The 17,278-nt window shown below is 66.8% G+C and carries 19 protein-coding genes; 5 read left to right on the top strand and 14 right to left on the bottom strand.

Translation table 11 applies throughout. From position 1 onward, the window contains the following. Window positions 1–490 precede the first annotated feature (490 nt). Window positions 491–1,096 (top strand): hypothetical protein, encoded by a 606-nt coding sequence (locus tag K8Z49_RS27965; RefSeq protein WP_412515627.1) that lies wholly within the window; start codon window positions 491–493, stop codon window positions 1,094–1,096. An 806-nt stretch (window positions 1,097–1,902) separates the two neighbouring features. Here K8Z49_RS27965 and K8Z49_RS27960 read toward each other — a convergent pair. From K8Z49_RS27960 to K8Z49_RS27935, 6 genes are all read right to left on the bottom strand, one after another. Next, entirely contained in the window at window positions 1,903–2,427 is a 525-nt protein-coding gene (locus K8Z49_RS27960; RefSeq protein ID WP_412515626.1) for a hypothetical protein, read from the bottom strand. A gap of 294 nt (window positions 2,428–2,721) precedes the next feature. After that, window positions 2,722–3,444, bottom strand: coding sequence for a cation transporter (locus tag K8Z49_RS27955; RefSeq protein WP_412515625.1), 723 nt, complete (start codon window positions 3,442–3,444; stop codon window positions 2,722–2,724). Further along, window positions 3,441–3,839 carry an ArsR/SmtB family transcription factor gene (locus tag K8Z49_RS27950; protein WP_024935859.1) on the bottom strand — a complete coding sequence of 133 codons (399 nt, stop codon included), beginning with the start codon at window positions 3,837–3,839 and terminating at the stop codon, window positions 3,441–3,443. The genes K8Z49_RS27955 and K8Z49_RS27950 overlap by 4 nt, the downstream gene beginning before the upstream one ends. A 340-nt stretch (window positions 3,840–4,179) precedes the next feature. Next, window positions 4,180–4,749, bottom strand: coding sequence for a hypothetical protein (locus tag K8Z49_RS27945; protein WP_412515624.1), 570 nt, complete (start codon window positions 4,747–4,749; stop codon window positions 4,180–4,182). A gap of 115 nt (window positions 4,750–4,864) precedes the next feature. Further along, the gene (locus tag K8Z49_RS27940; protein ID WP_033332738.1) at window positions 4,865–5,728 is read right to left on the bottom strand and encodes an RNA polymerase sigma-70 factor; all 864 of its coding nucleotides are present in this window, start codon (window positions 5,726–5,728) and stop codon (window positions 4,865–4,867) included. A 204-nt stretch (window positions 5,729–5,932) separates the two neighbouring features. Then, the gene (locus tag K8Z49_RS27935; protein ID WP_412515623.1) at window positions 5,933–7,123 is read right to left on the bottom strand and encodes an NAD(P)/FAD-dependent oxidoreductase; all 1,191 of its coding nucleotides are present in this window, start codon (window positions 7,121–7,123) and stop codon (window positions 5,933–5,935) included. A gap of 254 nt (window positions 7,124–7,377) precedes the next feature. Between K8Z49_RS27935 and K8Z49_RS27930 the strand changes: the two genes are divergently transcribed. Continuing rightward, a complete protein-coding gene (locus tag K8Z49_RS27930) occupies window positions 7,378–7,755 on the top strand; it encodes a DoxX family protein (protein ID WP_412515622.1) in 378 nt (125 codons plus the stop codon). Between the two features lie 467 nt (window positions 7,756–8,222). Here K8Z49_RS27930 and K8Z49_RS27925 read toward each other — a convergent pair whose 3' ends face one another. The 3 genes from K8Z49_RS27925 to K8Z49_RS27915 form a co-directional block, all read right to left on the bottom strand. Then, entirely contained in the window at window positions 8,223–8,387 is a 165-nt protein-coding gene (locus tag K8Z49_RS27925) for a hypothetical protein (protein WP_412515621.1), read from the bottom strand. A gap of 240 nt (window positions 8,388–8,627) precedes the next feature. After that, a complete protein-coding gene (locus K8Z49_RS27920) occupies window positions 8,628–8,987 on the bottom strand; it encodes a hypothetical protein (protein ID WP_075024986.1) in 360 nt (119 codons plus the stop codon). A 153-nt stretch (window positions 8,988–9,140) separates the two neighbouring features. Then, window positions 9,141–10,097: an NADP-dependent oxidoreductase gene (locus K8Z49_RS27915; protein WP_412515620.1), complete on the bottom strand. Its 957-nt coding sequence runs from the start codon at window positions 10,095–10,097 to the stop codon at window positions 9,141–9,143. A gap of 93 nt (window positions 10,098–10,190) precedes the next feature. Here K8Z49_RS27915 and K8Z49_RS27910 point away from each other — a divergent pair, with 93 nt between their 5' ends. Both K8Z49_RS27910 and K8Z49_RS27905 read left to right on the top strand, forming a co-directional pair. After that, entirely contained in the window at window positions 10,191–10,772 is a 582-nt protein-coding gene (locus K8Z49_RS27910; RefSeq protein WP_075024988.1) for a TetR/AcrR family transcriptional regulator, read from the top strand. A gap of 554 nt (window positions 10,773–11,326) precedes the next feature. Further along, window positions 11,327–11,731, top strand: a complete 405-nt coding sequence (locus K8Z49_RS27905) for a DUF3592 domain-containing protein (protein WP_412515619.1) — start codon at window positions 11,327–11,329, stop codon at window positions 11,729–11,731. A 46-nt stretch (window positions 11,732–11,777) separates the two neighbouring features. On the opposite strand, the gene K8Z49_RS27900 is transcribed toward K8Z49_RS27905, so the two are convergent. Continuing rightward, on the bottom strand, window positions 11,778–12,296 hold the full coding sequence (locus K8Z49_RS27900) for a hypothetical protein (RefSeq protein WP_412515618.1): 519 nt from the start codon (window positions 12,294–12,296) through the stop codon (window positions 11,778–11,780). A 122-nt stretch (window positions 12,297–12,418) separates the two neighbouring features. Here K8Z49_RS27900 and K8Z49_RS27895 point away from each other — a divergent pair, with 122 nt between their 5' ends. Continuing rightward, window positions 12,419–12,883 (top strand): nuclear transport factor 2 family protein, encoded by a 465-nt coding sequence (locus K8Z49_RS27895; protein ID WP_412515617.1) that lies wholly within the window; start codon window positions 12,419–12,421, stop codon window positions 12,881–12,883. 42 nt (window positions 12,884–12,925) lie between these two features. On the opposite strand, the gene K8Z49_RS27890 is transcribed toward K8Z49_RS27895, so the two are convergent. The 4 genes from K8Z49_RS27890 to K8Z49_RS27875 all read right to left on the bottom strand — a co-directional run bounded on the left by K8Z49_RS27890 (window position 12,926) and on the right by K8Z49_RS27875 (window position 17,173). Further along, on the bottom strand, window positions 12,926–14,155 hold the full coding sequence (locus K8Z49_RS27890) for a HEAT repeat domain-containing protein (protein ID WP_412515616.1): 1,230 nt from the start codon (window positions 14,153–14,155) through the stop codon (window positions 12,926–12,928). Window positions 14,156–14,255: 100 nt separating this feature from the next. Continuing rightward, window positions 14,256–14,765: a hypothetical protein gene (locus tag K8Z49_RS27885; RefSeq protein ID WP_412515615.1), complete on the bottom strand. Its 510-nt coding sequence runs from the start codon at window positions 14,763–14,765 to the stop codon at window positions 14,256–14,258. A gap of 221 nt (window positions 14,766–14,986) precedes the next feature. Then, window positions 14,987–15,841: a fumarylacetoacetate hydrolase family protein gene (locus tag K8Z49_RS27880; protein ID WP_075024992.1), complete on the bottom strand. Its 855-nt coding sequence runs from the start codon at window positions 15,839–15,841 to the stop codon at window positions 14,987–14,989. Window positions 15,842–15,862: 21 nt separating this feature from the next. Next, entirely contained in the window at window positions 15,863–17,173 is a 1,311-nt protein-coding gene (locus K8Z49_RS27875; RefSeq protein WP_412515614.1) for a CitMHS family transporter, read from the bottom strand. Between the last annotated feature and the right edge of the window lie 105 nt (window positions 17,174–17,278).

Below are 17,278 nucleotides of genomic sequence, written 5' to 3'. Positions count from 1 at the left end.
GCCCGAATACGTCCCCAGCTACGGCGAAGGTTGTCCGGCTCCATGGGAGTGCCGAGGCTGGACGGTAAGACGAGCCCGTGATCCTGCCAGCGCGGCCAAGCATCGGCCCTTTCGGCATCCTGCTTCACCCGGTGCCCGCAGAGCGCGGTACGCACAGGTCCGGCAGTGGGATGGTTCGCGTTGAGTCCTCGGTCTTGGGCGGAACGAACCGCAGTTCGCGCGAGCACGAGGCGCCGTCAAGGGCGCCGCTTCGTGTCGCCGGCGGCCGCCCCGCCCCAGCGCGCCGGGCATGCGGCCTGTCCCGTCCGGTCCCGCCGCGTCGCTCGCCCGCCCTCCTAAGACGTCTATTACGAGCCCTTGCCCTGACCAGGCAAGTCGACAGGCAACGCGGGTGACCTGCTGAGGCTCGCAATCGGCTGCGCCGAAGTCAGCGGATGGGCCATCCTGTCAATAGCACAAGAGCAACGCACCAGGAAGCATCGAGGGTGAAGTGGAAGTGCATATGAATATGGAAATGGTAGTCTTCATTTGGAGTTTTACGTTGGCTATTATCCCTCCTTTGTATACTCATATCTCCAAAAGGAGGTTTGTCCGTCGGCCGCGGCCTATCGAGGATGACGTCAAGGAGGCGGAGATGTGGAGACGGGAAATAGCCTTGAAGGGAGGAAATGATAAACTTACAATCGAGCTGAAGGAACTAGAGGAAAGAAATTATCGCCGAGTGATGGAAATAGCATATCTGACGCAATGGGAAGGCCTCTTTTGTCTGATTCTACTCTCTGCTGTCGCATTCTTTGTCACAGGAATATCGGTTCATTCATTACTGGCTACAGTCCATCGGAATCACGCAGTAGGACCTTCTGAGACCGTGCAGATAATTACCGCAACGGGCGGGATTGTGGTCGCAATCGGCAGCGCAATCGCAGCCATTATAAAGGCGTATGCTCTCCTTATCCGTGCCCGTGCTGACATGGTCAGAGCGAGGCTAGGATTCGATATGGTCCCCGAACCTCTTGAGGTTGCCGATCCCCAGGCCTCGCAGCTTCCCGCGAGTAGCCCGCCAAGCCAACCGGATCCCTCTTCTCCACAAGGTTAGGCGGAATTCCTCCGTGGCTAAGCTCTACGATCGCCACAGCGCGGTTTGAGGTGGTTGCGTGGTTGAGGGCGATCGCTGCCGCGCGGCTTCCGGTGCTCGGGCCGTTGCCGGCCTGCGCTCCGGGTCCGCTTGCCCTCGGATGACCGGGTACTGTCCTGGTCGAGCAGGCTGAGGACACGCAGCTCAGCACCTACAGCCGCGTGCAATTAGCGTGCAATTAGCCACGGTGATCAGGGGTCAGTCACGGTCACTTGCGGTACGAGCGGAGGCCAGGTCAGCCGCTGTGACGGCCTGGTTCGGTATGATTCCCAAGCTGACAGCGCGGGTTCGATTCCCGTCACCCGCTCCAACCGCGAAAGCCCAGGGCAAGGAGTAGGTCCCGGCCTGGGCCCTTGCTCGTTCTGCAGCCGTCCACGGCTCTCGTGCCCGAAGCGTGCCCCCGGCGCCGCCATCAGCCTGGTGGCCGAACTCATCGACGTCCCGCATCTGGTGTGAAAGAGCCTGAAATCAGCCGTCTGACGCCTCCGTGCGACAACACCTGCTTCCGCGCCCCGCCCCAGTTGAGACCGAGGAAGCCCGCACAACCTGGTGGGCCAGCGGGCAAGACCTAGGAGCGCCCCGCAGATCGCCGCGGAAAGAGAACGAACTTCTTTGCGTCTTCAAAGGGCACCGCTGCGCGCCGTCAGACGGCCGCTCGCACTGGCGCGCCGGGCGTGTGGTCTGTTTTGCCCGGTCCCGCCTCGTCGTCGGTCGTTCGCAATCGAGCTTGTGCGTTGAGGCGTTTTACCGGGGACTTTGAGAACAGGCTAGGAATTGGGTTTCGTTCGGGGCTCGACCGTGGTCGACTCGAAGGGGTGCGGCCACGGGGCTCCAAGGGCCGTCCACCATCTCAAGTAGGGCACACCCAACACCGACGGTTCAGCGCCCTCTTCGTCCCATGTCTCTGATACTTCGTCGAGGACCGATGGCTTCACGCCGAACAGCGCGGCCGCGGCGCGGCGGCTTTCCGCGGTGTCGTTGCTGGGCAGACCATCGCCTTTTTCGTCGATCGAGGCGACATGTACGGTCGTGCCGTCGGGGCCGAGAACCTCGTTGATCACGCCGTGTTCGTCGAAATCGGAGGCCGTGATCGCCCGCACTCCCCACGCTGGCAGCAGGTCGCCCACCACTGAAGGCAATGTCACGCCGAAGTCGGCGAAAATGAAGACTCTTGACCCTTCGGAGACGACGTCGAGGGTCGAGTTGTGGGCATCCGCGAGGGCGAGTGTGAACTCCTCGGGGTCTCGCCCATCTTTTAGATCGATAACGGCCCAGCCGCTGAACGATGACACCATTCGATCGTATCAAGCTGTCGCTCCGGGGGTGCGGAACATGGGCAGTCGGACGGGAGGCTGAGGGAGATGCGGCGCGTGCTGCATTCTTCAGAACCTGGTTAGGACAGGAGCATGGTGTTGTGCGATTCGAGCGCGGTGGCCTGGAGTTGACCACGTCACTTACGTGATGGCGGGCCAGGGCGAAGATGGCGGAGGTCATCAGGTCGTGCGTTCGTGTGCGTCGACGTCGATCCGCCACGAGGCGCCCATCACGGCAATCGCTGCGACGTTCCGTCCTCGTGTTCTGTGTGGCTAGCAGCAGGCGCAGGCGGAGCCGCAGGCATCGCGGGCGTCAGGCATTGAGCCCCTGATGTCGTCGGACGTTGTGCCCTTGCGGGTGGGGACGGCGCAGCAAGCGTCGCCTCGCCAGGCGTCACGGCCTTCCTTGACCGCGACGGCCGCGATCACCAGCGCTGTGATCGGGTCGGCCCAGGCCCAGCCGAACAGTGCGTTGAGCGCCAGCCCGAGCAGCAGCACCGCTGACAGGTAGGTGCACAGCAAGGTTTGCTTCGAGTCGGCCACGGCGCTGGCCGAGCCCAACTCGCGGCCGGCGCGGCGTTGCGCAGCCGACAGAAACGGCATCACCAGCAGCGACAGCGCGGCCAGCACTAGGCCGGGCGTCGAGTGTTCCGCCTGTCCGGTGCCCAGCAGGGTGCGGACCGCGTCGACGGTGACATAGGCAGCCAGCGCGAAGAACGAGGCCGCGATGATGCGCAGCGCGCGATGCTCGCGACGTTCGACCACGGCCGGGTCACGCGCGGAGAACTGCCAGGCGACCGCGGCGGCCGAAGCGACCTCGATTAGCGAGTCGAGCCCGAACGCCACCAGCGCACCCGAAGACGCGACCGTACCAGCGGTGATCGCCGCAACCGCCTCAGCCACGTTGTAGGTGATCGTGGCGGCCACCAGCAGCCGCACCCGTCGCGCCAGCACCGCCCGGCGCCGAGGAGAAGGGCCCAGCGACAGCGTTGTCACGCCCGCACCTCAGCTCCGTTCGCGCACGCCCCCACGTCTTCACCGCCGTCGATGCCGTAGGTCGGGCACAGTGCAACGGCCTGATCTGTCGCGGCAAGAAGACGCTCGGCCGAGCGCAGCAGGTTCAGCAGTTCAGGGGTTGCGATGAAGTAGAACGACTGACGGCCCTCCGCGCGGTAGTCCACCAGCTTGCAGCCGCGCAGGCAGCCCAGGTGCTTCGACACCGTTGACTGAGCCAGCCCCAGCTCACGAGTCAGGTCGACCACGCGAGCCTCCCCACGTGTCAGCCGCTGCACGATCGACAGCCGTACCGGATCGGCCAACGAGTGAAACAGCGCCGCGGCCGGTGCGAGGGCGTCCAGCGAAGTCATTCTACATTCGGAATCAATCGCCATATGACGATGATATGCGTCGAACGTGGTCAGTCAAGCTTCTGGACCCGGGCCAGCCGGTGAACGCCGTCGGTTCGACAGGACGGCCGGAGGGGGAGCGGTGGAGGCGTCTCGGCAGCAGCGGACGCGGGTCAGCGCTTCGTCTGCGTGCCATTAGGGACGGTTAGTGAGGGGTACTCACGGTCATTGGAGGGACGGTCGAATGCCAGGTCAGCGGGGTGACGGCCGAGTTCGTCTTGGTTCCAAGGTGACAGCGCGGGTTCGATTCCCGTTACCCGCTTCACTGAGAAGGCCCAGGTCAGAGGCATGATCCTCCAGCCGCCTTGATCGTTTTGTCGGCCGATCAGCGCAGTGCATTTGGCGTGCAATTACGCCACCGGCATCGGCGGTCTCGCTGTCTCGTCGTCATCGTCGCCGTCCCGCTTCTGGTCGGTCTGGACGAGTGCGTTGAGCCCGTCCGCGATGGCGCGGTCAGCTTTGTTGGACCGGTGCTGATACCGCAGCGCCGCCTGCTCATTGTCATGGCCCATCCGCGCCATGAGGTTGCGCAGCGAGGCGCCCATGTCGGCGGCGAGGGTGGTGCGCGCGTGTCGAGGTCATGGAAGTGCAGGTTCGGGACGCCGAGCGCCTCGACCACCGGCTTCCAGCGCGTGACCTTGTCGAAGCCGTTACGCCGCAGGGGCCCGCCTTTGATGCCCGTGAACATGAGGGCATCGTCATCCTTCTTGGTGTACTTGGTCAGGTGCGTGACCAGGTGGGGGACGTTCGCGTCGGGGATCGCGGCCCTGCGCATTCCCGCCTGTGACTTGGTCGGCCCGAGGATCATCTGTCCGTTCGCCCGCTCGATATCGGCGCCGCGGACCTGGACCATGCGGTTGACGATGTCGATGTCGCAGCGCTTGAGCGCGGTCACTTCACCTCACCGCTGACCTGCGAACGCGGCGAGGAGGATGAGGGCCCGGAGGCGGCGTCACGGGTTACGTCCGCGTGCCGCTTGCGGGTGGTGAACGGTCGGATCGTGGCCGGATTCAGCGGAGGGTGAGTGGGTTTTCGGCGTCGACGTGGGTCAGCTTGTGCGGGTTGCGGACGAAGTAGAGACCGGTGATGCGGGTGTCCTCGACCCGCACCGCGAGGACACCGTCGAGTTCCCCATCGACGTACAGCGCCAACGCCGAGCTGCCGTTGATCGCGGTTGGTTCGACGGTGAGCGCGACGTCGTGCTTGGCGAGACCCTTGACCGCGAACCGCGCGACCTTGTCCGCGCCGATGACGGGCCGTGGGGTGGCCTGCTTGATGCCGCCGCCGTCGCTGATCGCCACCACTTCGGGGGCGAGGACTTCGAGCAGGCCCTGCAGGTCCCGGGTCTCGAGCGCGCGCCGGAACGCGTCGACAACCGCCTGCGCCTCGCGTGGGGTGACCGTGCGGCGCGGTCGGCGGGCTTCGACGTGGCGGCGCGCACGGTGAGCGATCTGGTGCACGGCGGCGGGGGATTTCTCCACCGCAGCCGCGATCTCGTCATAACCAAGTCCGAACGCTTCGCGCAGCACGAATACCGCTCGTTCGGTCGGGGTCAAGGTTTCGAGTACGACCATCAGGCCCATCGACACGCTTTCGGCGAGTTCCACATCGGCGGCCATATCCGGAGTGGTGAGCAGCGGCTCCGGCAGCCAGGAGCCCACATACGCCTCCCGCCGGCGCCTTACCGAGCGCAGCCGGTTGAGCGCCTGCCGCGTGGTGATGCGAACCAGGTAGGCGCGCGGGTCGTCGATGTGCGCCGCGTCGACACCGACCCAACGCAACCAGGTCTCCTGCAGGACATCGTCGGCGTCTGCCCCGGATCCGAGCATCTCGTAAGCGACGGTGAACAGCAGATTGCGGTGCGCTATAAACATCTCCGTCGCCGCCAGGGTGGCTCGGTCACTGTCGCCGCGGCTCGCCGCCTCGCCCGTGGCCCGCCGGGCCGCATCGGCTTCACCTGTCGTGTGCATGAGTTCCTTTTCTGGAGCTGGTCGTGGGACCGGGGTGCACGATGCGCGGTGTTCTCGCTTCGAACGCCGCCGCACACCGTGCCACTGGTGATAGCGACGAAACAGCGTCTACTCGCTCGGTATCTTCACGTTCTCATTCCGGGCTCGTAGCAGGGCGGGCCGGTGTTCACCGTCCTTTGGCCAGTGGTGCGAGCCGGGCTGGCGCGCCTCGGTCACCAGGTGCTTGACACTGGCGGCGCACGAGAACTCCTTGAGCTTGCGGCCCATGAACCCGGTGAAGTACAGCCGTTTCGCCGTATCGTCCTTGTGCAGGAGCTGGAAAATCCCGACACCGCGCCCGAAACTGAAGCACATGGCCTGGAATGCCAGGTCGATCGGCGCAGGCCGCTCACCCGCGATCCGGGCCAGCACCGTGTCGGCGGCGTGGGCGCCCAGGCATCCAGCGATGTAGGCGCTCATACGGAACGGCAGGTCCGATGGCGCCGACGCGTCACCTGCCGCGATGATGCGATCGCTGTCGATGCTGGTCAGCGTCTCGTCGGTGAGCAGCCGTCCGGCGGCGTCGGTGCGGAGCCCGCTGCGGTCGGCCAGATCGGGCACACCGAAACCCGCAGCCCAAACAGTCACCTGACTCGGCAGGGTGCGGCCGTCACCGAGTTCCACGGTTCCCGACCGCACCGCGGTGACCGACGTATCCGGGCCGTCGATCACCTCGACGCCCAGTCGGGCGAGGTATTTGCGGGCCGCGCGCCGGGCGCTGGGATGCATGTTCGGGCCGAGGACACCACCGCAGACCAGCCCGACACTGCGACCCTGTTCGGCGAGTTCCGCCGCGGTCTCGATGCCGACCGGGCCGCCTCCGACGACCGTCACCGCGGCCGTCGCGGGCGTGTCGGAGAGCACCGACCGCAGCCGCTGCGCGGCCTCCAAGGTCGCGACCGGATAAGCGAATTCGGCCGCGCCTGGCACCTGTGGTCCGCCGCCGAAGCTACCTACCGCATAGATCAGATAGTCGTAACCGATGCTGCCGGAGTCGGCGAGGGTCACGGTGCGCGCGGTCGCGTCGATACGCGCCGCAGTGCCGACCACCAGCTCGACACCCTCGGCGAGGACCTCCCGGTAGTCGACGATCGCATCGTGGGTCCCGCCCACCAGCTGGTGCAGCCGCAGCCGCGGGACGAACACCTGCCGCGGATTGATCACGGTCACCGTCACGTCGTCGCGCTGCGTCACACGATTGGCCGCCATCACCCCGGCGTAACCGCCGCCGACCACGACCACCTCGATCCTCTTGTCCATGGTGTCTCCTCCGACCCGAGTGGTTGAGAACAAGACACCGCATCGACGCAGATCCTGACGTTCTGTGAAGCAGATCACATCATCGGTCGGTGCTGTCAGAAAATCGCGACTGGCGGTGTCTTATGCCCGACCAGTCACACCATCGGGAAGCCGACAGGGATGCCCGCGAACGGCATGGTCTGGCAGCCCGTCGGCGATGAACGGCTCGGCGGATCGACGGCCGGTCCGAGTCGCCCCGCACCTGAAGGAACCTCATGGACCTCACCCTCTGGATCGTTGCCGGGCTACTTGCCGCCCTCGCCCTGTTCAGTGGCGCCACCAAAGTGTTCTTGCCTAAGTCCAAGCTGGACGAGTCAACGGATTGGACCGAGAGCGTAAGCGCCGGTTTCGTCAAAACCCTCGGGGGCCTCGAGATCCTGGCCGCGGTGGGCCTGATCCTGCCCGCAGCGCTCGACATTGCGCCGGTGATGGTGCCGGTGACCGCCGTCTGCTGGATTCTGCTGATGATCGGCGGGATGATCACCCACGCCCGCTACGGGCACTACAAAAACGTCGCACTGTGTCTCGCCCTCCTCGCTGCGGCCGCCTTCGTGGCCTGGGGCCGCTTCGGCCCCGAGCCGTTCACCGGCTGAAATGAGGCGTGCCCGACCCTCTAGGGCACGCCTGGAACCTCGGACTCGGCCCCTGTCCGCTCGGATGCAGTGGCGCCCGCCCTCAACGCGAGCGAGGAACGCAACGCCTTCGCCGGCGGGCGAGGAACGCAACTTCACCGTGAGGCTGTTGTGGCCCCGCAGCGCCCGGGGGTGGCGCCCCCAACCTGGGCCTTGATTGGTGTGGTCCTCCAACGCCGTTAATCATCAACGGGCCACTATGTACCGGCACCCCGTCACGCCCTCGTCGTTCTGGCCGTGCTCGGCCTGAGATAGCGCATCGAGGCTATTGGCGATAGTGCGGTCTCCATTGGTCGAGACGCCTGGCCTCATGGGGGCCCGGTCGGCCTGGAGGGATGTGCATTGGTGGCGGTCAGGGCCTGGCGGCGGTCTGCAGTGCGTCGGTTGGTAGACGCGTCCGCCGCTCAGGCCCGGTCGGTCCGTCCTGGTCAGAGGGTTGGGTTGAGGACGAACATTCCGCCCTTCTGGGAGACGGCGGAGAGCTTGGAGGCGCTGATGGTGTGCTTGCCGCCGGTCGCCTTCCAAGGATCCCAGACGGTCATGGTCTTCTTGCCGGCGTTGTAGCCGTACAGGGCCGGGACGAACGCTGGCACCGGTGGAAAGCTGAGCAGACGAAGCTGTGGGACGGTTAACGGTCAGCAGCCCGGTCCTGACCGATTGCGAAACCCCGGTTATGGTCGCGGCTGGACCGTGTTCAGGGAGCCCGCGGCGCGGTGGGAGTGTTGGTCGTAGCTTGCTAGATCATTGCAGTATTCCCCAGCCTCGGCCCGGCAGCGCGGAGTGCGGGACGACGGTAGACGGCTCGGGCAGGGTGGTGTGTGGAGGCGCGCCGGTCACCAGACTCCGAGTGGCATGACGTCCCAAGAGAGACGGATGACCGGACGTGTCTGCAACTGCAACGGATCGAGGGCTTCGCTCGCGAAGTGGATGACCAGGCCCTCATGCTCGCCTCGCTTCTCGATCGTGAGGCTCTGCAGCCTGCGAAGCCTGCCGATCGACGCGGTCTCTTCGCCCGCCTCGAACATCGTCAGGTACGCCTCGCCCGACGTGGGATCGAGTGAGAAGAGCACTTCGCGATCACCTCGCCGGAGACGGAACGACTGAAGACCGACGGGCCAGGAAAGATCCTCGTGGTCGGAGGTCGGTTCGTCCTCGAAGAGCCAGATCAGATCTGCGAGCTCGGGCATCTCCATGAGGCTGACGCTATAGGCGGCAGCGATCAACGGGGAGGTAGGCGGCGGGTGGTCGAGCCTGTTGAAGCGCGCTGGTTGGGCGCCCTGGGATCTCAGTGGGCGGGAGGCCGGGCCCCGCCTGAAAAGTGACGACTACATCGCGAGGGCCTTGAACTAGAGGTCGATCACGATCTTGCCGTGTACGTGGCGGCCGGCCTGGAGTTCGGCCGCGCGGCGGATCTGGTCGCTCGGGAAGCTCGCCGCGATCGGCACCCGGATTCGGCCCGTCGCGACCAGGCGGGCGATCTCTTCCAGGGCGCCGGGGGCGGAGTTCGCGCCGTTGGCCGCCGACACGCCCTCGACTTGCGCGGCGATGGTGCAGATGCGGTCGTCCGGGACGCCGAGTTTCCTTGCGGCGTGCACCGTCTCCGTCCCGTACAGGTCGATGGCGGCGGTGACACCGCCGGGAGCGAGGGCTCGGACCCGGTCGGCCAGACCCTCGCCGTAGGGGACCGGCTCGGCTCCGAGATCGCGCAGGAAATCGGCAGATGTCGCCGATCCCGTCCCGATCACGCGCGCTCCTGTGAGCCTGGCAAGTTGGACGGCGAACACCCCGACCCCGCCCGCCGCGCCGCCGATCAGCACCGTGTCGTCCGGGCCGGGGTCGACCACGGCGAGGGCGGCGGATGCCGTGCGCCCGGCGATCGTGAGGGTGGCGGCGGTGCGGTCGTCGACGCCGTCGGGCGTGTGATGGGCCTCGCTCGCCGCGTCCCCCTCGGCCAGGTCGATCACCACGAAGTCGGCGACCGCGCGGGACAGGGCGCCCCCGAACACCCGGTCGCCCGGCGCGAAGCCGGTCACCCCGTCACCGACCTGGTCGACCAGCCCCGCGTAGTCGGTCCCGAAGCCGGTCGGGAGGCTCAGGCCGAACCGGGCGGCGGTGTCCGCGTCGGCGGTGATGATCCAGTCCATCGGGTTGAGGCCGGCCGCGGTGACTTGCACGCGGATCTGTCCTGGGCCGGCCTGCGGAGCGGGAACCTCACAGATGTCCAGTACTTCGGGGCCGCCGAATGAATCGAGCCGAACCGCTCGGCTCCTGTTCGTCGGCGGGTGGTCGCTCTGTTCCTGCATGTACGCCTGTCTCCTTGGGGGCCGAGGGAACGCATGAAACGGACTATGCTCCGTTTCATGGCTGACTCTAACACAACCGGAGCGTGATCCGTTTTGGGTGAGGCGAAGATGCGCGCGCCGCGGGCGGACGCGGCCCGTAACCGTGACCAGTTGCTCGCGGTGGCGACCCGCGTGTTCGCGTCGGCTGACGCCGAGACGTCGATGCGCGCGATCGCCCGCGAGGCCGGAGTCGGCATCGCCACGCTCTACCGGCACTTCCCGACCCGCGAGTCGCTGGTCGATGCGGTCTACCGGGACCAGGTCGAGCGGCTGACGACCGGCGCCCGCGAGTTGCTCGACCGGCTGCCCCCGGCTGCGGCGATGCGGCGCTGGATGGACTTGTTCGGGGACTGGGTCGCGACCAAGAACGGCATGCTCGACACGCTGGTCGCGATGATCGAGTCGGGCGAGATCGCCCATGTGCAGACGCGGAGCGAGCTACTGGCGGCCGTCACCACGATTCTCGACGCCGGTCGCGCGGCGGGCGACCTCCGCTCCGACGTCACCGCCGAAGACATCGCCGCGTCCCTCATCGGCATCTTCACCGTGGCCCCCCGGCACGAGCATGAAGCCAGGGCCGGTCGCCTGCTCGACCTTCTGATGGACGGCCTCCGGCCCGCCGCCCGGCCGACCTGAGTCCGGATCGAAGTGGCCAGTGCGGTGACCACTATCGATCACCAGGTTGGTCACGCGGCTTGGGGGCGAGGACGTCCCCATCGGCGACAGTTCTCGCTGCGGACCCGCGCGCGTGCCCGCCGTTGCGCGGCCAGGATGGGTTGCAACGCTGGTCAACGGGCGGGTCTGGACGTGCCCGGGCGACCGCAGCGCAATGGTGGCCCATCGGGAATCGATTCGGCCCGGCCAGGCATCTTGATCGTCTGCCAAGGGTCCTTTCAGCGGTAGCGGCCGGAAATGGCAAGCGAAGGCCAGGGCGATTTGCTCGGCCACCGAGACGATGCGCAGACCGGTACCTGCTTGAGGCACGTCTGACGCTCGACCGCAAGGCCGACGAGGCCATGAAGGCCCATATCGAGCGGGCGTCGAATGCGCTGATGGCGTTTCTCGACACCGCCGAACCGCCGGCGAGATGACGTGACGCCAACCCCCGGCATCCTGAAGGTCGCAAGGGGTCCATGTAGCCTGCCGCAGACGGTCTGGGCGAAGGGCCGCGGCGGCGACCGGGAGGTTTCGTGGACGAGCTGTCACTCTTGGTCGTCTTCGCGGGCTGCCTTTTCGTGGCCGGGGTTTTCCTGCTGGCCAGGGCCAGGCTGTTCCGTGCCCGCGCGGTGCGCGTCTCGGGACGCATCACCAAGCTCGACGTCATCTTCAGCGAGAACGGGAGCACCATCCGGGAGGCGATCGTCGAGTTCGTCACCGAGGACGGGCGCGAGATCACGACCAAGGGTGGCGACATCGGGATGCGGAACCTGCGTGAGGGGAGCCAGGTCAAAGTCCTGTACCACCCCAAGAAGCCCGCGGTGGCTTTTGTCGAAGGCACGTCGATGCGCGGCGGCTGGGTCGGCGGAGTCTTCATCTGTTTCGGGCTATGCCTCGCGCTCGCCTTCGTCCTGACACTGCTCTTCGGCCCCGAATGAACAATGCGACCTGGCGCGCTCCGGCAGCGGGCAAGAGCGTGCCAGGTCAGCGGTGGGAGGGCTTCCCGTAGAGGGAGACCCTGTCGTCGCGTTCGAGACTGTAGTGGCGTCCGAGGAACATGGCGCTCTCGGGAGTCTCGTGGGCAATGCTGACTGCCCAGTCGCAGTACGTCCAGGTCATTGAATAGCCGGAGAGCCGGAAGTTGGCCCGGTACGACGCGCTTTGGCCCGGTGCCAGGGTTCCGATGTGGACCATTCGTCTGGTCACCGGAAAGGAAGCCCAGACCGGCTGGCGCTCAATTCGGATCGCGCCGCTCGGTTCGCGCTTCAGGCACAGCCAGTCCACCTCGGAAAGGTCGCCGTGGGTGCGGAGTTCCTCAGACGGGACGTACCCATCGGCCTCCCGCATCCAGACCTCGTGCACAAGTACTTCCCCGCCACCGTCACTCTCTGGGACGGGGAATGCCTTGGGAAGCCGGCCGCGCTTGGTCGCCTCGGCCGCACCTCTGCCGCGTCCGGTCCAGACGGTGCGAACCCGTTGGATGACCAACACGACACCGATCATGCCACCCGGCAGGCGCGAAGCACGCGCCAGCGTGGTCCACTCGGCGGGCGGTGGGTAGATGATTCCTTGACGAATAATTCGGTGACGAACTATATTGATGCCTCTGATGAGAGAGAGGTCTCATGCCCGAATCCGTGACTCCGCGCGAGATCTTTCTGAGGCTGGTGCACGGCGTCTGCGAGGAACGCTGGGAAGACGTGATCGAGTTCTACGCCGAGAAGACCCACGTAGAGCACCCTTTCCATCCACTTGCGGCGCCCCCGCTGCGGTCTCTTGAGGAGTTGCGCGCGCACTTCGGGATCGACGCACCGCCTGGCGCCTATACAGGGCACACCCTGCGTCGCCGGCCGGTCGGCATCACTGTTCACGAGACCGCGGATCCCGAGGTCATCGTGGCCGAGTTCCGGTACGAGGGGACCGTGGTGGAGACCGGCGAGCCCTTCGCCGTTCCGGCGATCTTCGTCATGCGGGTCCGCGACGGGAAGATCGTTGAGTCCCGCGATTACCTCGACCACCTGCGTTCGGCCCAAGCACGTGGTCAGCTGGGCGAGGTCCTCGCCGCTGCCGGGGGGCGATCCAACCCCTGACGGGTGAGGACGGCAGGCTCGCCTTCCAGCTAGAACCCCGTCTCAGTCCAGCCCCGCGTACGTGCGGCACTTCGCTCGCCGGGACGGGAGGCCCCAAGAGCTGAGCATCAGCATGAAGTTGCCCCACCGCCAGGTGTCGTCCCCCATCTCGGCCAGTGTCCGGACGGCGAGCTGCTGCGGTTCGGTCAGCTCCGCGAATGGCGGCAGGGGCGTGCTCCGCGGCTGCCCGAAGACGTGTTGCAGCACGGCCTCGGCCGTTGGGAAGGCATCGGGGCCGGAGCTGAGCGCCAGCCCCTTGAGCAGGGCGCCGAGAAGCCTCGGATGCGCCCGCTCCTCGATCCCCGAGAGCGTGATCGTCGCGTAGCCGCGCACGTTGCCGTCCAGATGATGGATCCCGGGTTCGGAGTTCTCGGGTGGCTGGACGGCGGCCGCCTCCAGCACGTCCAGGACGTCCGGGTCGGTGACCTCCAGGCGGGCCAGTGCGATCGCGGAGGCGCACCGGAGGAGCGCGTCCTGGCCGGTCAGGAAAGCGCGGAGCCGCGGTACGAGGTCATGGCCGGACAGCAGACCCGCGGAGATGATCGCGTTCACCGCGACGGCGGGGACGATGCCCGGCTCCAGGAGCGGCCGCAGGGCGGGCAGCGTGTCGGCCGCCTCTTCCGGGAACCAGCCCAGCGTGTACGCCGCGGCGGCCTGGATCTCCGGGTCAGGATCGCCGAGTAGGTCGCGCAGCGTCGGACTGGTGGCGCGAACGGCGTCGTATGCATCGAGTTCGGCTTCGGCGTGGTGCAGGGACTGGCCGGGTTCGAATGCGGCGAGATGCATCTCGCGGACTCTTCGCTCGCCTTCGTCCTTGGCCTCTGCGACCCACTGCTCCATTCGGCGCAGCTCTTCGTCGGGGTCGGCGGCACGCATCTCTTGGATGCCCGCGCGCCATCCGGTGATGTCGACGCCGTGCGGCAGGTACGACTCGTCGTAGCCGATGGCGATCGCGGAGAGGAGGTGCACGATGCCGGCGCGGTCCTGGACCCGGGGGTCGGCGGCCAGCGCGGCCAGGAACGGGACGGCGTGCGCGGTCGCCTCGTACCGGCTGCCCTGGTGGAAGATGTTGCCGTACAGCTCGTGTCTTGCCTTGTCGCGCTCGCCGGCTGACTCTGAGGCGAGCGCCCGGAGTTGGTCGGGCACGTCCTCGGCCGAGCCGTAGGCATGTTCGAGGGCGGCCCAGTCGACCTCGTCCAGCCCGGCAAGCGGGCCGCCTTCCCTGTCGCTCATGGCCCGTAATACTGCCAGCCGATACCGACACCCGACACCCGGCGGCAATCCGAGAGGAACATTAGTTCGCTGACTGTCTCCCGGTATGCCTGAGCTTGTTTTAAGTGCGGCAGTCGGAGGACGCGGTGCGAACGGTTTCCAGCAGGCCCGCGACTGTCAGGAGATCGCAGGTGCGGAAGTAGGCCGTTGGATCGTCTTGGGCGATGCCGGGCTGTAGACGCTTCTGGAGGACGGTCTTGCAGTTCGTGAAGATCTTGTGCTGTGCGGCGGTGAGCGAGCCACCTGATTCCAGGCACGCGATTACGCAGGTGTTCAGGTCTTCGGTGACCTGGTCAGACGCTTCGAGAAGGGTGGGGAGGCGCTTGCGGGACCAGAACCTCAGAGCGTGCAGGGCCGCCTCTTGCGGAGCGCCGTACCAGTGGCCGGGCGAGTGGCTGGGATCAAGGTCTGCGGGGCGAGGGCTTCGCTGACCCTGCAGTTTCGCGCGTCCACGCTTGGCGGCGTAGTCGCGGACATCCGCCTTCCACAGTTCGCGGCTGGTTGTGAGCGCCTCCAAGGCACGCAGCAGCGATTGCTCGTCGCGTCGAAACGGCCCCGCGATCTCCTCCAAATAGCTGAGGGTCGCATGGAAACCGAGGGGGCGATACAACTGCACGCACGATTGGAGATCTGCGACCCGCCGAGGGTAGGGCCGAGTGGGATCACGCACCTTTCGCGCGTACAAACTGAAACTCACGTTCGAAGGTTAGTACGGCGACCAAAGGGCCGCCCTCAACGCGACCCAGCCTGACGCGACGGGCTGCGCGTCAGGCTGGGGCGGTTCGTTGCGGGTCAGTGTGGGGTTTCCTGGACGATCGGGTTGGTCAATGAGCCGATCTGCTCGATCTCGATCGTGCACTCGTCGCCCGGCTTCAGCCAGACCTGCGGGTCGCGCAGGGCGCCGACGCCGCCGGGGGTGCCGGTGACGATCACATCGCCCGGGTCCAGCGTCATGGCCTCGGAGAGGAGGGAGACCAGGGCGGCCACGCCGAAGATCATGTCCTTGGTGTCGGCCTCCTGCATCGTCTCGCCGTTCAGGAGCGTCCTGATGCGCAGTCCGGCGCAGCCGGGGGGCAGTTCGTCGCGCGTGACGAGTTCCGGGCCGAAGGCGCCGGTGCCGTCGAAGGTCTTGCCCATCGTCCACTGCTGCGACTTGATCTGGAAATCCCGGACGGAGCCGTCGTTGAACGCGGAGTAGCCCGCGACGTGGTCGAGCGCCTCGTCTTCGCCGATGTGCCTGCCGCCCTTGCCGATGACGGCGGCGAGTTCGCACTCGTAGTCGAGGAGGTCGGACGCGTCCGGCCGCACCAGCGGTTCGCCGTGCGCGACCAGGCTGTTGGCGAACCGGGCGAAGACGGCCGGGTAGGACGGCGCCTCGAAGCCGCTCTCCGCCGAGTGCTCGTGGTAGTTCAGCCCGATGCAGAGGATCTTCCCCGGCCGGACGACCGGTGGTAGCAGCCGCACGTCCGGCAGGGCGAGTTCCGGTGCGCCGTCGAGGGTCTTCCCCAGGTCGGCCAGGTCGGCGTCGCTGCGCAGGAAGTGCTGGAGGTCGCCGCCGAGCTCGGAGACCGGACGGCCTCGATAGCCCTCTCCGGATTTGATCGCGACGCCCTCTTCGGTGCCGGTGGTGTAGGTGATGAATCGCACCCGTGCCTCCTGTGACTGGGGTTATGCGGCGTAGATGGCGCCGGTGACGGTGGCGGCGGCCATGGCGATGACGCTGAGGCCGAGGGTCCATGGCCAGGCGAAGCGCTGCAGCGTCCCGATGTCGGTCCGCAGCAGGGTGGCGACGAAGTAGATCGGGGCGATCAGCGGGCTGAGCGAGTGCAGGGGCATGCCGATCAGGGCGGCGCGGGCGACCACCTCGGGCGGGATGCCGAACTCTCCGGCGGTCTGCGCGAGGATCGGGACGACGCCGAGGTAGAAGCCGTCGGTCGACAGGATGATCAGCATCGGCATGGAGAGCGCCGCGGTGACGAAGGCGAAGGCCCCGCCCCAGCTCTCCGGGACGGCCGAGATGATGTGGTCGGACATCGCCTCGACCATGCCGCTCTCGCTGATGATGCCGGTGAACGCGCCGGCCGCCAGGATGAGCGTGATCAGCATGACGACGGTGCCGGCGTGCGGCTTCAGCCGCTCCTGCTGCTCGCGCAGGTTGGGGAAGTTGACCGTGATCGCGATCGCGAACGCGGTCATCACCAGCGCCGGCAGGGGCATGATCCCGAGCCCCAGGCCCACCATGAGCGCGACCGTGAGCGGGAAGTTGAACCAGAAGTTCCGGGGCTCGATCACCGTGCGGGGTTCGTGGGCGCCCCCCGGTGCGTCGGCGCCCCCCGGTGCGTCCGCCTCCGCCGGCGCTTCGAGCCCGCGCAGCCGCTTCCGCTCCGCGCGGCCGAGGACGTAGGCGAAGACGAGGCAGGCCGCGAGCGAGACGAAGAACGCCGGCAGCATGGGGACGACGATGTCGGTGATGTCGATCTTGAGGGAGATCGCCATCCGGGCCGCCGGGCCGCCCCACGGCATCCAGTTGAGGATCGGGCAGATGACGCCCAGCAGCATGGCGATGATCAGCGGGTTGACGCCGACCCGGCGGTAGATCGGATACATCGCGGACACGGTGATCAGCACGGCCGTGGCGCCGTCGCCGTCCAGGCCGACGATCATGACCAGGATCGCGGTGCCCACCACGATCCGCACCGGATCGTCGCCCACCGCGGCGACGATCCGGCGGACGAACGGCTCGAACAGCCCGCATTCGAACATCACCAGGAAATACATCAGGGCGAAGACGAGCATCACCGCGGTCGGCGCGGTTTCCGCGATTCCGGAGATCATCATGTCGCCCAGATCGGCACCGAACCCGCCGATCAGTCCGAATACCGTGGGGACGAGGATGAGGGCGGCGACGGCCGACAGCCTTTTCGTCATGACCAATGCGGTGAAGAGGCCGATCGTCCCGAACCCCAGGAGAGCCAGCATGGTGTTTCCTCTCTGCTGTGACCCCCGCCAAGGCACCCGGCAAGCGGAATGACCTCGGAAGACTTTTGCGACGAGGCCGAGCGTAGGAGCCCGGTCGCGGCGGGT

The sequence above is a fragment of the Actinomadura madurae genome, assembly GCF_047130825.1.
In the GTDB taxonomy this organism is placed as follows: domain Bacteria; phylum Actinomycetota; class Actinomycetes; order Streptosporangiales; family Streptosporangiaceae; genus Spirillospora; species Spirillospora madurae.
This window is presented reverse-complemented; position numbering and strand designations above follow the sequence as displayed.